The organism is Mesorhizobium sp. LNJC394B00 (genome assembly GCF_000502555.1).
In the GTDB taxonomy this organism is placed as follows: domain Bacteria; phylum Pseudomonadota; class Alphaproteobacteria; order Rhizobiales; family Rhizobiaceae; genus Mesorhizobium.
The window spans coordinates 1,716,566-1,737,461 of record NZ_AYWH01000002.1; the positions used below are offsets into that span (position 1 = coordinate 1,716,566).

Annotated in this window: 22 protein-coding genes and 1 pseudogene; 9 read left to right on the forward strand and 14 right to left on the reverse strand. The window is 62.1% G+C overall.

All coding sequences use genetic code 11. The features are described from left to right. Positions 1 to 168: 168 nt before the first annotated feature. Positions 169 to 303, reverse strand: a complete 135-nt coding sequence (locus tag X751_RS1000000168460; RefSeq protein WP_023691011.1) for a hypothetical protein — start codon at positions 301 to 303, stop codon at positions 169 to 171. A gap of 364 nt (positions 304 to 667) precedes the next feature. After that, positions 668 to 853 (reverse strand): hypothetical protein, encoded by a 186-nt coding sequence (locus X751_RS151580; protein ID WP_023670388.1) that lies wholly within the window; start codon positions 851 to 853, stop codon positions 668 to 670. A gap of 202 nt (positions 854 to 1,055) precedes the next feature. Here X751_RS151580 and X751_RS151575 point away from each other — a divergent pair, with 202 nt between their 5' ends. After that, complete coding sequence (locus X751_RS151575; protein ID WP_023670389.1) at positions 1,056 to 1,955, forward strand: LysR substrate-binding domain-containing protein; 900 nt, start codon at positions 1,056 to 1,058, stop codon at positions 1,953 to 1,955. A 124-nt stretch (positions 1,956 to 2,079) separates the two neighbouring features. Here the strand turns inward: X751_RS151575 and X751_RS01000000163780 are convergent. The 10 genes and pseudogenes from X751_RS01000000163780 to X751_RS151540 form a co-directional block, all read right to left on the reverse strand. After that, positions 2,080 to 3,121 (reverse strand): annotated as a pseudogene (locus X751_RS01000000163780) (alpha/beta hydrolase). A gap of 250 nt (positions 3,122 to 3,371) precedes the next feature. Then, positions 3,372 to 3,539, reverse strand: coding sequence for a hypothetical protein (locus X751_RS1000000167490; protein WP_196813564.1), 168 nt, complete (start codon positions 3,537 to 3,539; stop codon positions 3,372 to 3,374). A 186-nt stretch (positions 3,540 to 3,725) separates the two neighbouring features. Then, positions 3,726 to 5,795, reverse strand: coding sequence for an ASKHA domain-containing protein (locus X751_RS151570; protein ID WP_023744707.1), 2,070 nt, complete (start codon positions 5,793 to 5,795; stop codon positions 3,726 to 3,728). A gap of 7 nt (positions 5,796 to 5,802) precedes the next feature. After that, positions 5,803 to 6,153: a hypothetical protein gene (locus X751_RS0133305; protein ID WP_156929758.1), complete on the reverse strand. Its 351-nt coding sequence runs from the start codon at positions 6,151 to 6,153 to the stop codon at positions 5,803 to 5,805. Between the two features lie 22 nt (positions 6,154 to 6,175). After that, positions 6,176 to 7,156 (reverse strand): methyltetrahydrofolate cobalamin methyltransferase, encoded by a 981-nt coding sequence (locus tag X751_RS151565; protein WP_023688111.1) that lies wholly within the window; start codon positions 7,154 to 7,156, stop codon positions 6,176 to 6,178. An 80-nt stretch (positions 7,157 to 7,236) separates the two neighbouring features. Next, complete coding sequence (locus X751_RS151560) at positions 7,237 to 8,328, reverse strand: methylenetetrahydrofolate reductase (RefSeq protein WP_023744709.1); 1,092 nt, start codon at positions 8,326 to 8,328, stop codon at positions 7,237 to 7,239. Beyond that, a complete protein-coding gene (locus X751_RS151555) occupies positions 8,325 to 8,936 on the reverse strand; it encodes a methylenetetrahydrofolate reductase C-terminal domain-containing protein (RefSeq protein ID WP_023706088.1) in 612 nt (203 codons plus the stop codon). Before X751_RS151555 ends, X751_RS151560 begins: the two co-directional genes overlap by 4 nt. Next, positions 8,929 to 9,231 (reverse strand): virulence factor, encoded by a 303-nt coding sequence (locus X751_RS151550; RefSeq protein WP_023670397.1) that lies wholly within the window; start codon positions 9,229 to 9,231, stop codon positions 8,929 to 8,931. The genes X751_RS151555 and X751_RS151550 overlap by 8 nt, the downstream gene beginning before the upstream one ends. Before the next feature lie 188 nt (positions 9,232 to 9,419). Next, on the reverse strand, positions 9,420 to 10,202 hold the full coding sequence (locus tag X751_RS151545) for a formyl transferase (RefSeq protein WP_023744710.1): 783 nt from the start codon (positions 10,200 to 10,202) through the stop codon (positions 9,420 to 9,422). 110 nt (positions 10,203 to 10,312) lie between these two features. Next, positions 10,313 to 10,888: a DUF4893 domain-containing protein gene (locus X751_RS151540; protein WP_023744711.1), complete on the reverse strand. Its 576-nt coding sequence runs from the start codon at positions 10,886 to 10,888 to the stop codon at positions 10,313 to 10,315. Positions 10,889 to 10,899: 11 nt separating this feature from the next. On the opposite strand from X751_RS151540, the gene X751_RS151535 reads away from it, so the two are divergent. After that, on the forward strand, positions 10,900 to 11,538 hold the full coding sequence (locus tag X751_RS151535; protein WP_023733764.1) for a hypothetical protein: 639 nt from the start codon (positions 10,900 to 10,902) through the stop codon (positions 11,536 to 11,538). 15 nt (positions 11,539 to 11,553) lie between these two features. Here X751_RS151535 and X751_RS151530 read toward each other — a convergent pair whose 3' ends face one another. Continuing rightward, positions 11,554 to 12,195: a DUF1638 domain-containing protein gene (locus X751_RS151530; RefSeq protein ID WP_023733763.1), complete on the reverse strand. Its 642-nt coding sequence runs from the start codon at positions 12,193 to 12,195 to the stop codon at positions 11,554 to 11,556. A 65-nt stretch (positions 12,196 to 12,260) separates the two neighbouring features. On the opposite strand from X751_RS151530, the gene X751_RS16755 reads away from it, so the two are divergent. After that, the gene (locus X751_RS16755; protein ID WP_023688117.1) at positions 12,261 to 12,401 is read left to right on the forward strand and encodes an entericidin A/B family lipoprotein; all 141 of its coding nucleotides are present in this window, start codon (positions 12,261 to 12,263) and stop codon (positions 12,399 to 12,401) included. Positions 12,402 to 12,489: 88 nt separating this feature from the next. On the opposite strand, the gene X751_RS151525 is transcribed toward X751_RS16755, so the two are convergent. Next, positions 12,490 to 13,188 carry a B12-binding domain-containing protein gene (locus X751_RS151525; protein WP_023688118.1) on the reverse strand — a complete coding sequence of 233 codons (699 nt, stop codon included), beginning with the start codon at positions 13,186 to 13,188 and terminating at the stop codon, positions 12,490 to 12,492. 259 nt (positions 13,189 to 13,447) lie between these two features. On the opposite strand from X751_RS151525, the gene X751_RS151520 reads away from it, so the two are divergent. The 6 genes from X751_RS151520 (at position 13,448) to X751_RS151495 (ending at position 20,804) form a co-directional block, all read left to right on the forward strand. Next, the gene (locus tag X751_RS151520) at positions 13,448 to 15,022 is read left to right on the forward strand and encodes a trimethylamine methyltransferase family protein (RefSeq protein ID WP_023670403.1); all 1,575 of its coding nucleotides are present in this window, start codon (positions 13,448 to 13,450) and stop codon (positions 15,020 to 15,022) included. Positions 15,023 to 15,111: 89 nt separating this feature from the next. Next, positions 15,112 to 15,798 (forward strand): hypothetical protein, encoded by a 687-nt coding sequence (locus tag X751_RS151515; protein ID WP_023744712.1) that lies wholly within the window; start codon positions 15,112 to 15,114, stop codon positions 15,796 to 15,798. A 104-nt stretch (positions 15,799 to 15,902) separates the two neighbouring features. Next, positions 15,903 to 16,640 carry a dienelactone hydrolase family protein gene (locus tag X751_RS151510; protein WP_023744713.1) on the forward strand — a complete coding sequence of 246 codons (738 nt, stop codon included), beginning with the start codon at positions 15,903 to 15,905 and terminating at the stop codon, positions 16,638 to 16,640. Positions 16,641 to 16,735: 95 nt separating this feature from the next. After that, on the forward strand, positions 16,736 to 17,914 hold the full coding sequence (locus tag X751_RS151505) for an NAD(P)/FAD-dependent oxidoreductase (protein WP_023700323.1): 1,179 nt from the start codon (positions 16,736 to 16,738) through the stop codon (positions 17,912 to 17,914). Between the two features lie 215 nt (positions 17,915 to 18,129). Then, a complete protein-coding gene (locus tag X751_RS151500; protein ID WP_023744714.1) occupies positions 18,130 to 18,690 on the forward strand; it encodes an RNA polymerase sigma factor in 561 nt (186 codons plus the stop codon). Between the two features lie 2 nt (positions 18,691 to 18,692). Next, on the forward strand, positions 18,693 to 20,804 hold the full coding sequence (locus X751_RS151495) for a VWA domain-containing protein (RefSeq protein WP_023744715.1): 2,112 nt from the start codon (positions 18,693 to 18,695) through the stop codon (positions 20,802 to 20,804). Positions 20,805 to 20,896: the final 92 nt, after the last annotated feature.

The following is a 20,896-nucleotide window of genomic DNA, read 5'->3' on the forward strand; positions in this document are numbered from 1 at the left end:
GCAAATGAGCAATCGTCCGGGATGACAGGCACGGGCTGCCGCCGGATTGAGCATCGCTCTCCCGGCGACATCGGCTTCAGAACGAAAAACGCCGCTTCGGTCAAACCGAAGCGGCGCTGTTATCGACTGTCGGCAGCGGCAGGGAAGCGCTGAGCGCTAGCCGTTATCTCAGGCAACGAAACCGAGGCGCACCGCATTCATGGCGCCGGTCTGGCCGGGCATGGTATTGGCAAGGCGCTGGCGCTCGAGAGCGGTCGTCAGGTTGATTTCGCGGCGGGCAAAGAGGCGGGCAAAAAGCTTCATCATCATCTCCTATCGGTTGCTCAGACGGGTCGCCTTCGCTTGATGGAGTGGGGCAGCTCGTTTGCTGGCGTCGATATAGGCCTGCGTGAGCAGAAACTAAATCGCAAATGCGAAGCGCTTGAATGGAAATGCGACATCGTTTGCGACATTATTGGGCATGGTGCCCAAAATTTACGATTACTTACAGCGTGTTACCGGCGACATTGAGGCGCCATGCAAGTGACGCATATACGCCATGCAGCGGCGACATGGCTCTGAAAATCATTTGAATGCAAATAAGTTGGAGAAAGCCTGCGAGGCAAAATAGAGAAGGCCTGCCGGGCTGGTCTGCGCGGCAGGCCTTCAGCGCATGGTACACAATGGTTTACTTTGCTCCAGCCCAGGATCCGACGCCGCGGCGTGCACCGGTCTTGGTGTCGGCAGCTTCAGGCCAGCCGATATCCTTCTGCAGTTCGATCGGCAGCGAGCGGATCGCACGTTCGGTCTGGAAGCGAGCGCGGGCCGCGCTGAATTCGATCGCAAGCCGACCGATGGATGACAGGATAGACATCTCATTCTCCTTTGGTTGTGGCACGTCCCGCATGAACGCGTTCCGTCGCCTGGATATTCCGCATCGAGTGCAATTCCGTGTCAGGAGCGTTGGAGCCATGGCACGTCCTGCCTTCGATGGAGTTGACTATCCTCCCAATCTGATGTTCAATCAAACGAAATGGAATGATGCTTCACATCAGAAAAATTGAAGGTCGATCCCGATGAACGCCCCACTCAATCATCCGCTGCCGCTGCTCGATCTCGACGTTTTGCGCACCTTCGTGGCCATTGCAGAGACCGGCAGTTTCACCACGGCGGCCAATGCGGTGTTCCGCACGCCGTCGGCGGTCTCCATGCAGATCAAGAAGCTCGAGGACATTCTCGGGCGCTCTGTTTTCGCGCGGGATGCGCGCTCGGTGACGCTGACCACGGATGGCGAGATGCTGCTCGGTTATGCCCGCCGGCTGTTGTCGATCAACCGCGAGGTGGTGTCGAAGTTCATCATCCCCGAGATCGTCGGCGTGGTGCGGCTCGGCTCGCCGGACGACTATGGCGAGCGCGTGTTGCCGCATGTGCTGAAGCGTTTCGCGCAGTCGCATCCGTCGATCGCCGTCGACGTCACCATCGACCAGAGCAGCAATCTGCGCCGTCGCATGGACGACCGGGCGCTCGACATCACGCTGCTGACCAATTCCTACAAGACCAGCGCGCTCGGCGCCGAGGTGCTGCTCACCGAGCCGATCGTCTGGGCCGGCGCCAAGGGCGGCAGCGCGCATCTGCGCGAGCCTTTGCCGGTGTCGCTGTGGGAAGAGGGCTGCGCCTGGCGGGCCGGCGCGCTCGATGCGCTGAGCCGTGAAGGCCGCAATTACCGCATCGCCTATATGAGCGCCCACACGGCCGGCCAGCGCGCCGCCATCATGTCCGACCTCGCGGTTGCGCCGCTGCCGAAGTCATTCCTCGGCAACGACATGGTCGAGCTTTGCCCGAAGGACGGCATGCCCGATATCGGCACCTACAATCTGGCGATGGTGGTGTCGCCGGACGCCAGCGCGCCGGTCAAGGCCGTCGCCGACCATATCCGCGCGACGTTCGAGCTTTTCCGCGAAACCGGCAAGTTCTAGAGCGGTTCACCGTTTCACGGAAACGCGAGCCGCTTTAACTCCTTGTTTTGACGCAATTCCCAAGGGAAAGCGCTACACGCTTTTCCCGGGAAAACCGTTTTACACTTTTCCTGGAATTGCTCTGCTATTCCGCTGCTTGGGCGGGGCGCGCCGCGAGAGCGGGTCGCGCCGTGCGTCGCGCAGTTGCGCGCCGCTTGGTGGGCTCACCTTCAAGGAAGGTGACGATGCTGTCCCTGGCGCGACGCGCCTCCGGCATCTCGATCAGCGGCCAGACGTGGAACATGCCTTCCTCGTAGACGACCTCGACGTCGACGCCGGCAGCGCGCGCCTTTTTGGCGAAGATCAGATTGTCGGGGCTGAGCAGGTCGTGCGAGCCGGTCAGAAGCAGGGTCTTCGGCAGCACCGCGAGGTCGCCATAGAGCGGGCTGATGTGCCAGTCGCTGCGATCGATGCCGGCACTGTACATGCGGATCGCTTCCAGCCCGCCGGAAATGCCGANGGCTGATGTGCCAGTCGCTGCGATCGATGCCGGCACTGTACATGCGGATCGCTTCCAGCCCGCCGGAAATGCCGAGCCACGGATCGTTGCGTTCCGCCTCGAACACTTCGGGGTTGGACAGCGACATGTCGAGGCCGGGTGAAATCAGCACGTGGCGCGACGGCAAGGGCAGGCCTTCCTCAGCCGCCATCATGGTCAGCACGACGGCCATGTTGCCGCCCGCGGAATCACCCATGAAGACGATGTCTTCAGCGTCGGTCTCATCCAGCATCTGCCGGTAGACGTCGCCGACCATGCCGAACATGGCGTGGAAATCATGCTCCGGCGCGATGGGATAGATCGGCACGGTGATTCCGAAACCCAAGCGCTCGGCCATCTCGGCGATCAACCCCCAATGATAGGATGTGATCTGGAAGACATAGGCGCCGCCATGCATGTAGAGGATGCGCCTGCGTTCGCCGGCCTTCGGCGCGATCTCGTAGACAGGGAAGCCATCGACGCTGCGCTCGGTGATATCGAGCCGCTCCCGCAGCAATGCCGGGGGATGATGATCCTCGGTCTTGCGCGCATAGGCGATCCAGCGCTGCAGGTTTTCCGGGCTGGCAAATGCCTTCTTGCGGCTGTGCCGGAGGATGAAGGAAACGAGGTGGCTTTTGAAACTGGGCATTCGAATACACAAGCTCGGCAGCAGCCGACTAAGAGAATTCCCCACTATCTCGAAGATCGTACCTCCAGCCGAAATGTCAAGATTCTGGCCCAAGCTAACACGGTTGTTTGATCAGCCATGTCCGCGGTTCTGCGCAGCGCGGCTCAGCGCCGGGGCAGCAGCGCGGCGCACAGCTTGATGTCGGTCGCAGCCGGGACCATGCGGCGGCCCCGGCGCTTGGTCAGCAATTTGCACTTGTCGGCGAAGGTCATCAGCGGCCCGAGCCCAGGATCAGACGCGACAGGTTGGTCTGGGCGTCGATGCGCGGCGACACGGGCCAGCCGATGTCCTTCTGGATTTCGGGTGGCAGGTTGTTCATGGCGCGCACGGCCTGTGCATTCTTCATGGCCGCACGAAAACGGCCCAGGGTCTCGAACATCTCTATTCTCCTTTGGAGCGTTGTGGCGGCGGAATAGTCCGGTCCGCCATTCGATGTCCGTTAAATGCTTCACGTCTGTATCGGACGGATTGCGCCAAAACAGCGTTTCGGTTTCCAGATCGGTGCGATCTGGAAACATTTGCATACAAATGAAATTGGGCGAATTGGCGGCCTTCGTAAGGCGGCTTATTCCCGGCTGCGCCTGGCGGCATGGCCTTCGCGCGAACGCCGGCGCGGGGCGGCGTCGCCGGCGACGCCATCCTCGCTGACGGTCTTGCGTGGCGGCAATTTCACCGCCGCCGACAGTTTCGGGAACGGATCGACCTTGTTGGGAAGCGCCATGGCGTAGACGAAATGCTCCTGGAATTTCGGCTCCAGTGCGGTCTCGATCTTCTCGATGTGGCTGACCGTGTCCTCGATCTCACGGCGATAGCCGCGGTTGAGCAGCGCCATCCGCGCGCCGGCACCGGCGGCGTTGCCGACGGCCGAGACCTTGTCGAGGTCGCAGTCCGGGATCAGCCCAAGCACCATGGCGTATTTCGGATCGATGAACGAGCCGAAGGCGCCGGCGAAATGGATGCGGTCGACGTATTCGGTGTTCTGCTTTTCCATCAGAAGCTTGGTGCCGGCATAGAGCGCCGCCTTGGCAAGCTGGATGGCGCGCACGTCGGTCTGCGTGATGGTGATCTTGGGTTCGCCTTCCTTCAAGACATAAGAGAAGGTGCGGCCGTTGACCGTGACGCGCGGCGACCGCTCGGCCAGCGACCCGTCGATGACGCCATCCTCGGAGATGATGCCGGCGAGGTACATTTCGGCCACGATCTCGATGATGCCGGAGCCGCAAATGCCGGTGACGCCGGTCGCCTGCACGCTATCCAGGAAGCCGGGGTCGTCGGACCAGAGTTCAGAGCCGATGACGCGGTATTTCGGCTCCAGCGTATCGGGGTCGATGCGCACGCGCTCGATTGCGCCGGGGGCAGCGCGCTGGCCGCCGGAGATTTCCGCGCCCTCGAAGGCGGGACCGGTGGGCGAGGAGGCTGCGACCACCCGCTTGCGGTTGCCAAGCACGATCTCGGCATTGGTGCCGACGTCGACGATCAGCATCATCTCGTCCTGGCGATGCGGGCCTTCCGACAGCGTCACGGCTGCGGCGTCGGCGCCGACATGGCCGGCAATGCAAGGCAGCATATAGAGGCGGGCGCCCTGGTTGAGCTTCAGGCCGATATCGGAGGCCTTGATGCGCACCGCGCCCGAGACGGCGAGTGCGAAGGGCGCGCCGCCGAGTTCGGTCGGATCGATGCCGAGGAACAGATGGTGCATGATCGGATTGCCGACAAAGACGGAATCCAGGATGTCGTTGCGCTGGACATTGCCTTCCGCGCAGACCTTGTCGACCAGGCCCGAGATCGCCTCGCGCACGGCGACCGTCATGCCTTCGCGGCCGTCCGGGTTCATCATCACATAGGAGACGCGGCTCATCAGATCCTCGCCGAAGCGGATCTGCGGGTTGGAGGTGCCCGACGAAGCGGCGACGCGGCCCGACAGCAACGACACCAGATGCATGGCGATGGTGGTCGAGCCGATGTCGCAGGCCAGTCCATAGGCCTCGTTCTTGAGGCCGGGCCAGAGTGCTATGACGCGGGCGATGTCGCTTTCGGCATCCTTGTGGATGGCCGCGGTCGCGGTCCAGTTACCCTTGCGCAGTATGCCTTGCACCTGCGGCATCAGGTAGAAGTCGAATTCGAGGTTTTTAAAGCCCCAATCCTTCATCAAGGCGATCTTGAGGCGGTCGAGATCGCCCAGCGGCTTGTGCATGTCGGGCTCTTCGATCTCGACATAGCACATGCGGATCGCCGCATCGCGGGCGATGACGCGCGTGTCGGCATCCTTGCGGATGGTCTGGGCGTTGATGACCGTGTCCTGCGGCACGTCGATGACGAGGTCGCCGAGAATCTGCGCCGAGCAGGACAGGCGGCGCCGCTCGGGCAGGCCGCGGACGCGCTCATAGCGCTCTTCCTTGGCGCCCTTGGGCGAGATGTGGTCGTTGGACGAGACGATCTTGTGCTTGGCGAAATTGCCTTCCTGCACCTCGATCTGGCAGCGCCCACAGGTGGCGCGGCCGCCGCAGACGCTTTCGACATAGACACCGAGCTGGCGCGCGGCGTCGAGCACCGGCGTGCCGACAGGAAACCGCCCGCGCTTGCCTGACGGCATGAACAGCACGAGCGGATCGGTAATGTTTGCAGGCGAGTTCATATTTTCATTACTCGACTAAGCCGGCACTGGGAAAAGATTTCACATATGCGAGGCTTGCCAGATAGGAAGCGATGAGCGGCAGCGGATACCATCGCAGCCAAAACATGGAGAAATTGTCCAGTCTTTGCCGGTCCAATGTCCTTGCGGGAATTGCCCCGAGCAGAAGTGGAAATGCGATCAGGACAAACATTAGAAAGGCAGTGGCGTAGATACACAGAACAAAATACCGGAGGTATTCATGACTCAGATAGCCGAAGGCATAGGACCCGGCCAAAAGCATAAATACGCTGCAAAAAGCCACTCGCAGAATTACCTGCCAGTTCGGCATTTCAGGCCTTGTGCGGTCTTGATCTGTCAAGAAAACCGTGTCCTGTCTCGCTCTATCCCCTGGCCATGCGGGCTTCACGGCCGCCGCGACGGCGACCGCCATTGCCATTGCCGCCGCCTTCGCCCGGAGCGTTAACCGCGGTGGGCGCTGCGACCGCCTGACCGCCTTCGGCCGGCTTGTAGTCCTTGTAGGTCCTGATCCAGTTGGTGCAGTTCTCGTCGGTGCCGTTGAGCACATTGGCGCCGCGCACGGCTTCCATTTCCTGCGGGCGCACCGGGTTCATGATCGCCGAGGTCATGCCGGCGCCGATCACCATCGGGATGAAGGCGGCGTTGATGCCGTGGCGGTGCGGCAGGCCGAACGAGATGTTGGACAGGCCGCAGGTGGTGTTGACCTTGAGCTCTTCACGCAGGCGGCGCAACAGCGCGAAGACCTGGCGGCCGGCATCGCCGAGCGCGCCGATCGGCATCACCAGCGGGTCAACGACGACGTCATGCGCCGGAATGCCGAAATCGGCGCAGCGCTGCACGATCTTCTTGGCGACGGCGAAGCGCACATCCGGATCCATCGAAATGCCGGTCTCGTCGTTGGAGATGGCGACGACTGGAACATTGTACTTCTTGACCAGCGGCAGGATGGCTTCGAGCTTTTCCTCTTCGCCAGTCACGGAGTTGACCAGCGGCCGGCCCTTGGCGACCTTGAGCGCTGCCTCGATGGCGGCGGTCACCGACGAGTCGATCGACAGCGGCAGGTCGACCAGGCCCTGGACGATCTCCAGCGTCTGCACGAGCAGGCCGGGTTCGGTTTCGTTCGGATTAACGGAGGTGACGCCGGCATTGACGTCGAGCATGGTGGCGCCGCAGGCGGCCTGTTCCAGCGCATCCTTGATGACGGTCTCGAAATTGCCGGCGATCATCTCGGCGGCCAGCTTCTTGCGGCCGGTCGGGTTGATGCGCTCGCCGATGACGCAGAAAGGCTGGTCGAAGCCGATGATGATCTCTCGTGTCGCCGAGGCGACGATGGTCCGGGTCATGAAGTTTCTCCGCCTGATATAAAGATTTCTTTATATCGTTGTCTGGTTTCATTCAAGCGAATGGCTGGCCGTCCGCGCTGTCAGTGCGCGGTCTTCACCATATCCACCTGCGTTTCGGTAATGTCGTCGTGCAGTATGCTCTCGAGCCGGTCGGCGACCATCTGATCGTCGTGGCGGATCTCACGTTTCCATGGCTGGCGGCCTTTCAGCACACCCGATTCATCGACGATCTCGGCGACATATTCCTCCTGGCGGTAGGCCATCACATGGATGCCGGAGACACCAGGAATTTCCTTCACCTCGTTGATGATGTCGGTGCAGAGCTGCTTGCCTTCCTTCTTCTGGTCCTGCGCGCCTTCCAGCCGCTTGATGATGGTATCGGGAATATGAATGCCCGGCACGTTGGAGCGGATCCATTTGGCCGTCTTGGCCGAAGCCAGCGGGCCGACGCCGCACAGGATGAAAACTTTTTCCGTATGCCCCAAGTCCCGCGCCCTCTGCATGAAGGTTCTGAACATCGGCACGTCGAAGCAATACTGCGTCTGCACGAACTGCGCGCCGGCGGCGATCTTCTTGCCGAGATGGATCGGGCGGAAATCGAAGGGTGGCGCGAAGGGGTTGACGGCGGCGCCGAGGAAAATTTGCGGCGGCGTCGTCAACTTGCGGCCGGATAGGAACTTGCCGTTGTCGCGCATGATGCGGCAGGTTTCCAGCAATGACATGGAATCGAGGTCGAAGACAGGCTTGGCGCCGGGCTGGTCGCCGGCCTGGACGCCGTCGCCGGTGAGGCACAGCATGTTGGCGACGCCCATCGCCGCACCGCCCAGCACGTCGCCCTGGATGGCGATCCGGTTCCTGTCACGGCAGGCAATCTGCATGATCGGGGCATAGCCCATGCGGGTCAAAAGCGCGCAGATGCCGACCGACGACATGTGGCAGTTGGCGCCGGAGGCATCGACGGCATTGATGGCGTCGACCCAGCCGTCGAAGATTTTCGCCCTGTTGTAGACGTCTTCGGGATCGGCGCTGTCGGGCGGGTTGAGCTCGGTGGTGACGGCGAATTCGCCGCGTCGCAGCACGCGCTCCAGTCGGCCACGCGAGGAGTGGCCGGGCAGGGGATCTAGCGGCAGATGGATGCCGGCCGGGTTTTCATCGCGCTGACGGCCGATCACGCGCCCGCTCCGGTATTGGCTTTGGCAGCGGCTTCACGGGCCGCTGCCGACTGCGCCGTCACCCGCAGCCAGGCCGAGGTTTCGCGCAGCGACTGGTCGACCGGCTTCTGAACGGTCAGGATCCTGTCGCCATGCTCCATGTTCCGCGAACCTTCCCAGGCCTTGACCCAGACGCAAGGCATGTCGGGCTCGACCTCGCAATTGCCGTTGGCGCGCACGCCGCCACACGGGCCGTTGCGCAGCTGCTTGGGGCAGTTCATCGGGCACGACATGCCGGTCGAGGACAATATGCACTGACCGCACATGCGGCAGTCGAACATGAAGCCTTTTACGCGTTTTTCAACGAACTTGATCGGCGCTTCGACGCGGCCGTAGCCAAGGCCTTTCCATAGCGGATGGAGCAGCAGGAACATGTCTGCGAATCTGGAGTAGAACCATTCGAGCAATCGCGAATGGCGGATCGACCACAGCCTGATCGCAAACGAGCGCTGCACGCGCCGCTGCGGCGATACGTCGGCCGGCTTGTAGTCGGATTTCGGCGCTGCCTTCTTGACCTGCGTGGCCTGGGTCACCGCCGGGCCCCCTTTGCCGGGAGTCGTGTCAGACATTTTCTTTCCCGCCCGCCTTGACCAGAGCGACCAGCCGCTCGCGGTCGTATTTCGCGTCGATGTCGCTGAATGCCTTCTCGACCTCGGCTTCGAGGTCGTCGCCGACCGGGATCGGATCGGCCTTGCGCCATTCGGCGAGGTAATCGTCGGTGCCGCCGGCGCCGGTGCGCATGGCGCACATATCGATCGCCTCGGTGAAGCGCAGCGGCAGTTCGCGCTTGGCGTTCTGCCGGCCCTTCTTGACGATGACCTGGGCGGGGATGTCGCGCCAATAGACGACGATCAGATCGGCCATGAATTCTCTCACTCCCTGTAGAGCGCCGTGCGTCCATGAGGGAAACGACGCTCCACCACTTTGTCCAGCAGGTGCGAGCATTGCCGGATGCGCAGTGGGGCTGCTTGTTATGGGACGACGCGCGCGCATTCAAAAGCGACGCTATTGGACGTCGCAAAAAGAAAGGCGAGATTCCGAGGGAAGGCTGGCTACCAAACCCGCTTGGTCAGGCCGGTCCAGAGATAGAACCAGATCGTCGGATGGTACCATTGTTTCGACGGCAGGCCGGGGTCGATCGTGACAAGCTTGCCGTCCAAGGCACCGCGGACCGCCTCGACGCAGATGTCACGCGAGAACGCCGCCTGGCGCAACGCATAGCTCGAAATAGTGTCGCCGGGCTCCGGCTTGCCGCGCGCCTGTTTCAACACGCCGCCGGTGTCGACGCCGGCGTCGACCAGATGCACGGTGGTGCCGAAATTCTGGAGATCGCCGCAGGCCAGCGCCCAGTAGCCGCCATTCATGCCGCGGTATTTCGGCGCGATGCCGGCGTGGTAGTTGAGCACCGGGCAGGGCATTTGCGCCAGCGTCTGCCGGGACAAGAGCCGGCAGCCGGCGAGCAGCACCACGCCCGGGCGGATGTCGGCGATCGCCTGCAGGCAATCGGCTGCGTTGGCGGAGGAGACGTGGATGATCTTTTGTCCCGGCTTCGGCTCTGTCTGCAGTTTTTGCGCTGCGATCAGCCGCTCCGCGTGCCCGGCGAAGAAGCGCTTGCCGAGCCTCGTCAACACCATCGTGCCGAGTTGACCGATGGCCGAAAACCAGCCCTGGCGGCGCGCGCGGCCGAGCAGCAAATGCTTTTTGGATTCAGGGCTTTCGAGGATGACGCTGACAGGGTCGAGCTGGTCGGCGATGGCGTTGACGATGGCCCAGATGTGCGGCCCGCCTTCGGTGACGATGACGATCGCAGCACTTTTTTCAACCGCTGATGCCATGGCGCGCTTTCTTGCCGGCGCGCAACCATTTGCCGTGCGCTGCCCGGCTCAATTCTGTGCCGGGCGAGGTTAAATCTTGATGACCGACCGGCCAGCGAGAGACCAACGGATCAGCGCTTGAACTCGATGATGTCGAGTTTCGATTCGTAGTAGGGCGCCGGGAATTCGATGCGCCATTCATTGGCGCTGGTGCGGAAGGCATAGCCGACCTGGTCGCTTTCCGGGCCGCTGCCATAGGGTTTTGGCTTGTTGTCATTGACATAGCCGGAGCCGAGATAGATCGCGCGTTTTTCGCTATCGTCGAAGAAACGGCCCTTGGTGCGTTGCGAGCCGCTGACCTTTTCCAGCTGCCAGCCGGAGCCATCGTCCGTGACCTTGCACTTGAACCAGCCATAGATGACCAGCGGGCCGGTCAGGCCCACCTTGATGGTTCGGCATTGCCAGTTGCCGCTCAGGTCCTTGTCGGAAAAGGCCACTATCGGCTTTGCCAGCAGCGCGTCGAGTTGGCTGACCTCAGCCGGGTCTCCCGCTTTTGCCTCGGCCAGCGCCGCCTTGCGGGTCTCGCCATAGTTGTGGAGCCGCACCTTGTCGGCAGGCGTGATGATCTTCTGCACCTCGCCGTCGGCGCGAGCGGGCAAGACGAGGCAGAGGAGGCCAAGGGCGGAGAGCAGGACGCGAGGGGTCATCGGTGGTATCCATGTTGGCGCGGCTGGAGCAGCCGATTCTATCTTCCAGTGCACACTTACCCATTCGCGGCGGCCTGTCATCCGTGCTTAAACAGCGGTATGTTCCGCGGGAGGTGCGCGTGGGGGTTACAATCCATTTTGAGGGACAACTGCGCGGAGAGGAACAATATGTTGCGCTGTTGCAGGAAGTTGAAGCGCTTGCCATCGCTCGAGACTGGCGATTTCGGCCGATAGACGAGGCCGAAATGGTTCTCAACCGGGTCATCGACGAACGCAGCGTTGACTATATCGGCCCGGTCTTGGGGATAGAATGCCAGCCGCATCCCAAGTCGGATCGCCTAAGGTTCGAGTTCGACAGGGACCTCTTCATGCAGCAATATTGCAAGACCCAGTTTGCGGGGTCGGAGGCGCATATCGAGATCATCGAGTTGCTTCGCAAAGTTGCTCCTTTTTTCGACAAGTTCGACGTCTTCGATGAAGGCGAGTACTGGGAACTGGGCGACCGCACAATTCTGCAGGTCAATCTCGACACAGTCGACGCTCTGCTTGCAGAGGCTTTGCGCAAGGATCCAACTGCAAGAGGGCCGATCCGGTTAGACAACGGCCGCGTTGTCGATTTCGTGTCGGATCCGCAACCGGAGAGCAAATAATCCGAAGTCGGGCGCCTAACGCAATTCTTCTGGATGTGCCGCCACCCGCGCCAATTCAGCCGTCAGGTCGCCATAGCCGGTCGAGCGGCGCTCATAGGCGAGGCCAAGCATCTTCGCGGCCTTCTCGGCGACCTTGTCGAGTTCCGGATCGTCGGTCTGGGCGATGTAGATCAGCTTCTGGTAGTTGCCGAAATAGTCCTTGATCAGCTCCGGGTGCTTGTCGAGGCCGAGCGGCTTCATGAAGAAGGCGTCGAACTGGCGGCACAGGAAATCGGTCATGTAGAACGACATCATGTCGTCGTCGGCGACCTTCGCATAGGCGTCCATGCCCTGGTAGAAGGCAAAGCAGTGCGGCCCGGCCATGCGCTCGACGCCGTGCTTCTCCAGGACCCGGTCGAGCATGCCGCCGGTACCGCAATCGGCATAGCCGACGAAGATGTTGCTATAGCCTTCCGCCTTGGCCTTTTCGATCGCCTTGTCCATCGCCGGTGCGATGCGGTCGGGGTAGAAATGGAACTCCGCCGGCAGGCAGGTCAGGTCGAGATGGTCGAGCTTGAGCTGCTCCTTGACGGCCAAAACTTCGCGCGCAATCATTCCGCAGGCGATGACCAGCAGCCTGTCGTCCTGATTCGGTTTCGTTTTTTGCATTCTGGCCATGGAACCTGGTCGAATCGGCCTTCGTTGCTGTGGGGCGAATCTATCGAGAGAGGGATAAACCGTCCATGAAACTGTTACGCGTTGCGCCGATTGCAATCCTTGCCTGCATCCTGGCGCTTACGGCCTGTGCCAACACCGTCCGTGGTGTCGGCCGGGATATCAAATCGACTGCGAAAGCCGTCGACGACACCGTCACCAAACCCTGACGCAGCCATCCGTTCCAATAGCTGGAACAAAAAAGCCGCGCTGCAAGGCGCGGCTTTCGATTGTGGCCCAGACGCCTTGCGTAACAGATCAGGCTGAAGCGCGCACGTTATGCTTGCGCTTCATGAAGTCCTTGGCGGTCTCGACCGCCACAGCCGCGTCGCGGCAATAGGCATCGGCGCCGACGGCCTTGCCGAATTCCTCGTTTAGCGGCGCGCCGCCGACCAGGACGACATAGTCGTCGCGGATGCCCTTTTCCTTCATCGTGTCGATGACGACCTTCATGTAAGGCATGGTCGTGGTCAAAAGCGCCGACATGCCGATAATGTCGGGCTGGTGCTGCTCGATGGCGTCGAGGTATTTTTCCACCGCATTGTTGATGCCGAGATCGATGACGTCGAAGCCGGCACCTTCCATCATCATGCCGACGAGGTTCTTGCCGATGTCGTGGATGTCGCCCTTGACGGTGCCGATCACCATCTTGCCCTGCTTCGGCGCGCCGGTGGCGGCCAGCAGCGGGCGCAGGATGAACATGCCGGCTTTCATCGCGTTGGCCGACAGCAGCACCTCGGGAACGAACAGGATGCCGTCGCGAAAGTCCTCGCCGACGATGCGCATGCCTTCGACCAGAGCTTCGGTCAGCACCTTGTAGGGCACCCAGCCGCGCTCGAGCAGGATGTTGGTGCCTTCCTCGATCTCTTCCTTCAGTCCGTCATAGAGATCGTCGTGCATCTGCTGCACCAACTCGTCGTCGGAAAGCTCGGAGAGGATGATCTCGTCGTCGGCCATTTTTCTCGGGCTCCTTGCCGCGCGGATGCGATCACGGCGGCTTAAAATAATCGCGTCAATACCTAACCCGGCGGGGGCAGGTATCCATAGCTGATTTGCGACTTCCCGCAAAAGGAAAGCGACCGCAAATCTATTGGAATTCTTGTCGATTTTGCGACAGGCGTTGGCGCTGGCGGGCCGTTTCGAATAGGGTGCATGACTACGATCCGGGCGAGAAGCCGCCTACGCGGCCGCAAACGGTTTTTAGGGAAAAACGATCATGAGTGAAAACGCGTCAGTCGACCAGGAAGCGTCCAATGCGCGACGTGGACGTGCTGCCAGCGGCGGCGCGGCTGCAAGGCGGGCGGCGCGCTCGGGCGGCGGACCGGGCACCCAGCTCACCTATATCAAGCGCAAGATCAACATCTATGAGGTCCTCAACGAGGAAGGCCTGGCGATTATCGAAAACAACACCGATACGGTGCTGGAAGAGATCGGCATCATCTTTCGCGACGACGCCGAGGCGCTGCAGCTTTGGAAAGAGGCGGGCGCCGACGTCAAGGGCGAGCGCGTGCATTTTCCCAAGGGCCTCTGCCGCTCGCTGCTGAAGACCGCGCCGCCCATCTACACCCAGCATGCGCGCAACGCCGAACGTTCGGTGCAGATCGGCGGCAACGCCACGGTCTTCGCGCCGGTCTATGGTCCGCCCTTCGTGCGCGATCTCGACGGTGTCAGGCGCTACGCGACGATCGAGGATTTCCGGAATTTCGTGAAGCTCGCCTATATGGCGCCGTCGATTCACCATTCGGGCGGCACGGTTTGCGAGCCGGTCGACGTGCCGGTCAACAAACGCCATCTCGACATGATCTACAGCCACATCAAATATTCGGACAAACCGTTCATGGGTTCGGTGACGGCGCCAGAGCGGGCCGAAGACACCGTCGCCATGGCCAAGATCGTGTTCGGCGACGATTTCGTCGAAAACAACACCGTGCTGACCAGCCTGATCAACGCCAATTCGCCGATGGTGTTCGACGAAACCATGCTGGGCGCGCTGAAGGTTTATTCGCGTCACAACCAGGCTTGCATCGTCACGCCGTTCATCCTTGCCGGCGCGATGAGCCCGGTCACGGTGGCCGGCACGCTGACGCAGGTTCTGGCAGAGGTGCTGGCCGGCGCCTCTTTCACGCAGTTGATCCGTCCCGGCGCGCCGGTGCTGTTCGGCACCTTCGCCTCGTCGATCTCCATGCAGTCTGGTGCGCCGACCTTCGGCACGCCGGAGCCGTCGCTGGTTTCCTACGGCGCCGCACAGCTTGCCCGCCGGCTCGGTCTGCCGTTCCGCACCGGCGGCTCGCTCTGCGCCTCCAAGGTTCCGGACGCGCAGGCCGCCTATGAGAGCGCCAACACGCTCAACTCGACCATTCTTGCCGGCACCAATTTCGTCCTGCATTCGGCCGGCTGGCTCGAGGGCGGACTGGCCTCCTGCTACGAAAAATTCATGATGGACATCGACCAGCTCGGCATGACGCAAAAGTTTTCCGAAGGCGTCGACCTCTCGGAAAACGGCCAGGCGATGGACGCCATTCGCCAGGTCGGCCCGGGCAGCCACTATCTCGGCTGCGACCACACCCAAGCCAATTTCCAGACCGCCTTCTACCGCTCCAGCATCGCCGACAACAATTCCTACGAGCAGTGGCTGGCCGAGGGCGAGAAGACAGCGCCGCAGCGCGCCAACGAACTCGCCCGCCGCTGGCTGGAGACCTACGAGGCGCCTTATCTCGATCCGGGCATCGACGACGGCCTGAAGGACTACATTGCGACGAAGAAGGCGTCGATGGCTGACGCCTTCACCTGAAAGGAGCCCGAGTCAGGCGGGGCTAAAGTCGCCAACATCATCCACAAGGAAGTCTGGCGGAGCGCTTTCTCCGACCCGGACAAGAAGGGATGATTGCGTGGCGCCGGGCTGACGAGATAGCGGCCGCGCTTTCCGCCGACGGCCTCATCCTGCGCGGTGGCTTCAATTTCGCAACAAGCGAAACGCCGCCGCATGGCCCTTCAGTTGCCCCCGCCAAATCCGTGCTGTTGGTGGGGCAGGCGGGAGCGGCACCCTGGCCGCATTTCCTGCGCTGGCGCGACCGGCAACCGCAAACCATTGCTAATCCGCTCGACACATGGTCGCGCGCAGTGATCGGTGCGGTGGCGGAGAAATTCGGCGCGCGCGCCGTTTCGCCTTCGGACAGACCTTATCTGCCGTTCCAGCAATGGGCGATGCGAGCGGAGGGGCTGAGACCGTCGCCGCTGGGCATCCTGATGCATCCGCAGTACGGGCTCTGGCATGCCTATCGCGGCGCGTTGCTGTTCGAGGATGAGATCGCGCTTCCTGAACGTCGCGAAGCGATTCACCTTTGCGACGCCTGTGTCGCAAAACCTTGCCTGAAATCCTGTCCGGTTGACGCCTATTCCGCGGATGGTTTCGCTCATCAGGCTTGCCTGGCGCATGTGCGGGGATCGAAGGGCGAACCATGCCGCGGCGGCGGCTGCCTCGACCGCAACGCCTGTCCGTATGGCACGGCCCATCGCTATCCGCCTGAGGTTCAGGCCTTTCACATGACGGCGTTTGCCGGCCTGTAGCCGGGTCGAAAGCCCGCACAAAGTGTTGAACGGGATTGTCAGGGAACGGCTTGCCCTGACGGTGCCTGCTTATATGTATCGCACGACATTTAACGGAGCGGGCCATGGCGAAGCAGGACATTGAGATCAAGACCGGGGACGGCGTGGCGAAAGCCGGGCTGTTCCGCTCGGCGACCGCTTCCTCGTCCAGGGCCGGCATCATTCTCTATATGGACGCTTTCGGTCCGCGACCGGCGCTCGACGCAATGGCGGAACGGCTGGCAGGCGAGGGCTATGCCGTGCTGGTGCCGGATCTTTTCTATCGCAAAGCACCCTACGGGCCGTTCGAGCCCAAGACCGCTTTCGTCGTCGAGGAGACCAAGGTCGCGCTGACGGCGTTGGTCCACGGCACGACACAGGACATGACCATCCGCGACAGCAGGGCGTTCCTCGACACGCTTACCGCTGAAGGTGTCACCGGACCGGTCGGTGTCGTCGGTTACTGCATGGGCGGGGCGCGGGCTTTGAATGCGGCTGCAACCTATCCCGATCGCATCGTGGCGGCGGCGAGCTTCCATGGCGGCAATCTGGCCAGCGATGCCGCCGACAGCCCGCACCGCAAGGCCGCAATGATCAAGGCGCGCGTCTATGTCGGGACATCGGGCGTCGACCGCAGCTTTCCGCCGGAGCAGTCGGCGCGGCTGGTCGAGGCGCTGCGCGTGGCGGAGGTCGACCACGCCATCGAAAACTATACCGGCATGGCGCATGGCTGGTGCGTGTCGGACCACAGCGTCTTCAACGCGGCCGGCGCCGAACGTCATTGGAAGCGACTGACGACGCTGTTCGCCGAGACGCTGATCTAACGAGGCGTTGCCTGAAGTCGCAACGAACGGGTAGAGACTGCACGATTGGCGCGGCCTGTTAAAACAGCGCCAGTCGAGCGGGAACGAACAGCCTGATGCAATCCTATGATGTCGTGGTGATCGGCGCCGGTGCGGCCGGAATGATGTGCGCCATCGAGGCGGGCAAGCGCGGCCGCTCGGTCCTGGTGCTCGATCACGCGGCAAAGCCCGGCGAGAAGATCCGCATCTCCGGCGGTGGCCGCTGCAATTTCACCAACATCCACACCAGCCCGAAGAATTTCATCTCCGGCAATCCGCATTTCTGCATTTCGGCGCTCAGCCGCTACACGCAAGGCGACTTCATCGCGCTCGTCGAACGCCATGGCATTGCCTATCACGAGAAGACGCTGGGACAGCTGTTTTGCGACGGCTCGGCGCGCCAGGTCATCGACATGCTGGTTTCCGACATGCAGGATTGGGGTGTGGAACTGGCGTTGTCGACCGAGGTGAGGAACGTCAGCAAGACCGCGGACGGGTTTGTGCTGACGCTCTCCGCTGGCAGCGTCGCTTGCAGCTCGTTAGTCGTGGCTTGCGGGGGCAAGTCGATCCCCAAAATGGGCGCGTCCGGTTTCGGCTACGAGCTTGCGGCGCAATTCGGCCTTGCGGTGGTGGAAACACGGCCGGCGCTGGTGCCGCTTACCTTCGACGCAAGAACGCTGGAGCGGCTGGCGCCTTTGGCCGGCAATGCCGTCGATGCCGAAGTCGCCTGCGGCAAGACGCGGTTTTCAGAAGCGATGCTGTTTACGCATCGCGGCTTGAGCGGGCCTTCCATCCTGCAAATATCGTCCTATTGGCGCGAGGGCGACGAGATCCGCATCGCCATGCTGCCGGGGAGGGATGTGGCGGAACTGCTTCGCGCCGCCCGGCGCGTCAACGGCAGGCAAGCGGTGCAGACGGTGCTTGCAAACCATTTGCCGAAGCGCCTTGCGCAAGCAGTCGCCGAGCGCAGTGGGATCGATGGCAATCTCGCTGATTTGACAGACCTGCAAATGAAAACCGTCGAAGCCGCCGTCAACGACTGGCGCATCAAGCCGGCCGGCTCCGAGGGTTACCGCACGGCGGAAGTGACGCTTGGCGGTGTCGATACCAACGGGCTCGATCAGAAGACGATGCAGGCGAAATCCGTGCCGGGGCTGTTTTTCATCGGCGAAGTCGTCGATGTCACGGGCTGGCTGGGCGGCTATAATTTTCAGTGGGCTTGGTCGTCCGGCTGGGCCTCGGGCCAGGTGTGCTGATATTCAGGTGAGGCCGGCCTGCAAACGACGGCTTTCAGTGCTTCCGGTGCTCGCGTACCAAAAGTACGCTCCACTCCGGTTCTCGAAATCCATCGTTTTCGGCTCGGCCTCACCTGAATCTCAGCGCACCTGTTGCGCGTGCATCCGTCGCCTCGGAAAAAAATCTTTCCATAACCCCAAGGATTGGCCATTAGCCTTCGTCCAACAGGCAAATGATGGCGATGATGCTGGATGAAAGCGAAGCCTCCGACGCCGAATTGATCGGGCGGGCGAAAGGCGGAGACAGGGGTGCCTTCGGCAAATTGCTGGAGCGGCACTACGACTTCGTCTATCGCGCCGCCTATCGCTGGTGCGGAAAGAAGGCCGATGCCGAAGACATCGCCCAGGAGGTCTGTGTCCGTCTCGGCAAGGCGATCCGCGACTATCGCGGCGGCGGCGCGTTTACGACATGGCTCTATTCCGTGACGCTGAACGCGGCGCGCGACATGATGCGCAAGACGACGCGCGAAAACGTCAAGACCGAGGCTTTCGGCGCCTACAGCATGATTTCGGGAGAGGCATCCGCCGAGCCTGAAGATCCCACTGAGGCGCTCTGGGCAGCGGTGCGGCAATTGCCGGACAAGCAGCGCGACGCAGTACTTCTTGTCTATGGCGAAGGTTTGAGCCATGCGGCCGCCGCCGAGGCGATGGCAATCTCGGAGACGACGGTTTCCTGGCACATCCATGAAGCGAAGAAACGGCTGAAGACGTTCATGCGTTCAGCCGGGGAAGTGTGACCATGGTCGACGACAACGAACTCAACAGGCTGCGCGACGCAGCAGTACCGGCGCCCGGCGAGAGCGCGAAGGCACGCGCCTTCGAAGCCGCCATGCGCGCCTATGATCAGGAAAATATTTCGGCCGTCACCCAAGGATCGGTCGGCGGGCTTCGTCTCACAGAGCGAGCACAAAAGCTCTGGAGCGAGATCATGCAAAAGAAACTCATCGCCACGCCAGCCATTGCCGGGCTCGTCGCCCTGCCGATCGCCGGATACGCCACCTTCCACATGCTGAGGGAACAGCCGTTGCCGTTCGGTAGCGACGAGAAGATCACTGAGACGCTGGCCGACAAGCCGGCAACCAATGGGCCGGCGATCAACGCGCCGGTAAAAGAAAAGCAGGCGCCTGAAGGCGACAAGAAGGCCGACGCCGATGTGCGAAGCCGCGACACCACTACGCCGCTTACGCCACCCGCGCCGCCGAAGCCCGAATCGACCGTTGCTGTTGCCCCGGCGCAGCAGGATGCGCTGGGACGCGGCGTGTTGGCCGAGCCTGCGCCAGTTGAGAGCCGCGAGTTTTCGCTTGACGGCACCGCTGCTCCGGCCGGCGGCGCGCGGGTCGACCGCATGGCCGGCGCGACCGAATCCAAGTACCTGGCACAGCCTTCGACGATGCCGGCCGACCAGATAGCGCCTCAGGAGCCAAACCGCGACCGCGTCGAGGATTTCAAGACAAATCCGGTGCATGCAGCGCTTCAGGATCCGGTCTCGACCTTCTCGATCGACGTCGACACCGCTTCCTATTCATTCGTCCGCGGCTCGCTGAAGCAGGGCTACCTGCCGCAGGCCGACACGGTGCGCGTCGAGGAGATGGTCAATTACTTCCCCTATGACTGGAAGGGTCCGGACTCGGCTTCGACGCCGTTCAACTCGACCGTCAGCGTCATGCCGACGCCGTGGAACGGGCACACCAAGCTGATGCACGTCGCCATCAAGGGCTTCGACATCAAGCCGGTCGAGCAGCCCAAGGCCAATCTGGTGTTCCTGATCGACGTCTCGGGTTCGATGGATGAGCCGGACAAGCTGCCGCTGCTCAAGTCGGCTTTCCGGCTGCTGGTCAGCAAGCTCAAGGCGGACGACACCATCTCGATCGTCACCTATGCCGGTGACGCCGGCACCGTGTTGATGCCGACCAAGGTCACCGAGAAGGACAAGATCCTCAACGCCATCGACAATCTGCAGCCGGGCGGCTCGACGGCCGGCGAGGCGGGTATCAAGGAAGCCTACAAGCTTGCCCAGCAGTCCTTCGTCAAGGACGGCATCAACCGTGTGATGCTGGCCACGGACGGCGACTTCAATGTCGGCCAGACCGATGACGACGATCTGAAGCGACTGATCGAGCAGGAGCGCAAGACCGGCGTCTTCCTGTCGGTATTCGGCTTTGGACGCGGCAATCTGAACGACCAGATGATGCAGACCATCGCCCAGAACGGCAACGGCACCGCCGCCTATATCGACACGCTGGCCGAGGCCGAGAAGGTTCTGGTCGAGGATGCCTCCTCGACGCTGTTCACCATCGCCAAGGACGTCAAGATCCAGGTCGAGTTCAATCCGGACAAGGTCTCGGAGTACCGGCTGATCGGCTATGAAACCCGCGCCTTGAACCGCGAGGACTTCAACAATGACCGCGTCGATGCCGGCGATATCGGCTCCGGTCATTCGGTGACCGCCATCTACGAGATCACGCCGAAGGGCAGTGGCGGCGAGCAGATGGATCCGCTGCGCTACGGCCAGGCCGCGGTCGACAATGGCGGCGTCGCCAACGCCGACGAATATGCCTTCGTGAAAATCCGCTACAAGCTGCCGAACGAAGACGTCTCGAAGCTGATCACCACGCCGGTGACGTCGGCCAACGAGGTCGCGTCCTTCGACCAGGCCAGCACCGACCAGCGTTTCTCCGTCGCTGTCGCCGCCTTCGGCCAGAAGCTGCGCGACGAGGATGCGACCGCGAAGTTCGGCTACGACAAGATCATGGAGATTGCCACCGCCGCCCGAGGAGCCGACCCGTTTGGGTACAGGTCCGAGTTCCTTTCGCTTGTGCGCCTTGCCTCGGCGCTCGGCGGTAACCGGTAGTGGCAATAACGCCGGTTCCTTTCAGACGGGGGTCGTTCTGATACGGGGAACCGGCTACGGGCGGGGTGAGGCAGGCCGGCGGGGGAAACCCT